3 protein-coding genes are annotated in these 2747 nt (G+C 46.5%); all 3 read left to right on the top strand.

Annotated elements, in window-relative coordinates; genetic code table 11:
- A partial coding sequence (locus tag BACCELL_RS23065; RefSeq protein WP_007214529.1) for an N-acetylmuramoyl-L-alanine amidase occupies positions 1-391 on the top strand: 391 nt, incomplete at its 5' end.
- Between the two features lie 76 nt (positions 392-467).
- Entirely contained in the window at positions 468-2033 is a 1566-nt protein-coding gene (locus BACCELL_RS23060) for a hypothetical protein (RefSeq protein WP_007214528.1), read from the top strand.
- Positions 2034-2202: 169 nt separating this feature from the next.
- Positions 2203-2694: a PaaI family thioesterase gene (locus tag BACCELL_RS23055; RefSeq protein ID WP_007214527.1), complete on the top strand. Its 492-nt coding sequence runs from the start codon at positions 2203-2205 to the stop codon at positions 2692-2694.
- The last annotated feature ends 53 nt before the right edge of the window (positions 2695-2747 follow it).

Genomic DNA, 2747 nt, shown 5'->3' with positions numbered 1-2747 from the left:
TTTCAGTGCGCAGGACGTGGATACGGCGCACCGTTACAGGGGCTTTTCATCGTGGGGGTATCACTATTATATCCGGAAGTCGGGACAGGTGGAATTGATGAGGTCGGAAGATGTGCCTGGGGCGCATGCCCGTGGATACAATGCGAATAGTCTTGGAGTATGTTATGAGGGCGGTCTGGATGTGAACGGACGTCCAGCCGACACGCGGACTTTACGGCAGAAAGAGGCCATGCACCGACTGATAGCCAATCTGTTGCAGAGTTATCCGGAGGCGCGGGTGGTGGGACACCGGGATCTGAGCCCTGATAAAAACTACAACGGCATTGTAGATCCCTGGGAAAGGACGAAAGAGTGTCCTTGTTTTGAAGTAAAAGCGGAGGCGTGGGAGTAAAAAACTCCCCGCCTTTTTTTGTGCGTGTCGAAGTATTGTTATATTTGTGGCAACATATTGAAAAACACTATTGGATATGAGACACCGATTTATCTCTGAGAGATGTAAAATATTTGGTTTGCTTCTTCTATTGGCAGCCGGTTCGGCTGCACTTCGCGCCCAGGATCAGCCGGGCATTAAAAACATACGTACGGTGGTGTATGAGCCGCTATTGAAGGATACTACGTGGGTGACTGGTAAGGTGGTGGATTACATTACATTCGTGAAGTACGATAGCAAAGGCCGTAAGATGGTAGAGAACAGGCTGAAGCCGGACGGCAGTCCGCATGGTAAACTGGTGTATGTGTATAACCCTGCTGGACAGGTGTCGTGCGAGATTTATGCAACTGCGGATGAAGGAGTCAGCGATTGTTGGGGCTATACGTATGATGAAAAAGGACGGCTGAATTGCATTGCCTATATGAACGGACAGGAAGATACACTCCAGATTACTTCTGCCTTGTACGATGAAGCGGGAAAGATGTTGAAAATCTACTCCAAAGACTATGTGAAAAAGAGGTCATCGGGCAGACAAGTGCTGTACAATGAGGATGGAACGCCGGAGAAGATTATCCTGATGGGTGGTCCGGATGAAAAGATGGAACGCGTGGGAGAATACCCGATTGGAAAGGGGGATACACTGACTCTGAAAAGAAGGGGTGCACTACAGTTAGGTAAGATGCGGGTGGTGAAAGATGATAATCAGAAGAATCCGATTCGGAAGATAGATGAAGCGGGTAACTGGACAGAACGTTTTGAAGGTTGCAATGAATATGGAGAACCGAATTTCATTATCCGCAGAGATATAGAGTATGCAGGCGGTGGAAATGACTGGGAGAAAATACCCGTGCGCGGTAAAGTGAAGAAGGTACAGCAAAGGTCGTACGTTGCCATTGCCAAAGGTCCGCAGGCGGTGGATAAGGGAGAGAAGAAAGGGCAGTTCTTCGTTTACGAGTTTGGTGAAAACGGACGGAAAGTAAAAGAGGAACGGTTCACGGAAGCGGGAGTATGTCGGGAAAAGATTCAGTATGAATATGATGAGAATGGGAATTTGTCGAAAGAAAGTCATTATACACCGGCGGGTGTGCTGACGGCAAACAAGAATTATGGATACGATAAGGAAGGGCGTCTCAAGCACTGTTCAATACTGGATGATAAGGGTGAAATTATGCAGCGGGATGTGTTTCGCTATGACATAGAAGGTAATATGGTACAGGAAGTCGGTTACCTGACGAATGGAACAAAATGTAGTGAGTTCCGTTATATATATGATTCCTATGGGCAGCAAATAGAGCGGAAAGTGTTGTTGCAACCTGAAGGATCTGATCCGGTTGGCTCTGTTCGGAGAGGCTATAATTTTCAGGGACGTGTAGTGTTCGAGGAATATCTTTCACCGGATGGTACATCTCAAAGCCAGCATACGTATCGGTACAATACCAAAGGGGAACTGATTTCCGGAACAGAGCGTCCGGAAGGGCAAACCGAAGAAGTGAAATACGTCTATAAATTCCATAATGATAACCAAGGAAACTGGAAAATCAGGATCAAGTATATAGACGATGTGCCGGTGGTGTACGAAGAGCGTGAATATACATATTATTAGTGTGGATATTAGGCGCGGATTACACGGATTGCGCGGATTTAAAGCTGCGCTATTGTGTCGATTAACTAAAAAATTCGCGTAATCCGTGTAATCCGCGCCTAAAAAAGTACCATTTACAATCTTTTTGTAGAATCTGCGAAACTTGAATTAAAAATAAAAACGAAATTGTATGAAGAAGATTATTAACCCGTGGAAAGATTTGGAAGGATACAATTGTTTCGGTTGTGCTCCCAATAATGAGTCCGGTGTGAAAATGGAGTTTTACGAGGATGGAGACGAAGTGGTGAGCATCTGGAAGCCGCGTCCGGAGTATCAAGGTTGGCTGAATACGTTGCATGGTGGCATTCAGTCGGTGTTGCTGGATGAAATTTGCGGATGGGTGGTAGTGCGTAAGTTGCAGACAAGCGGGGTGACTTCGAAGATGGAAACTCGTTTTCGTAAACCGGTATCGACTACGGACTCGCATGTCGTGTTGCGGGCTTCCATACGCGAGCAGAAGCGGAATATTGTGATCATCGATGCGAAACTTTATAATGAGGCGGGAGAGGTGTGCTCGGAGGCGGTATGCACTTACTTCACTTTCCCGAAGGAGAAGGCGGAACAGGAAATGCACTTTCATCACTGCGATGTGGAGAAGGAGGAGATTCTGCCGCTGATTTAAGTTTGCTCACTATGGGCGGGTTATGAGTGAAATGATAAATAATCTTTTAGACG

Source organism: Bacteroides cellulosilyticus DSM 14838 (genome assembly GCF_000158035.1).
In the GTDB taxonomy this organism is placed as follows: Bacteria; Bacteroidota; Bacteroidia; order Bacteroidales; family Bacteroidaceae; genus Bacteroides; species Bacteroides cellulosilyticus.
This window is presented reverse-complemented; position numbering and strand designations above follow the sequence as displayed.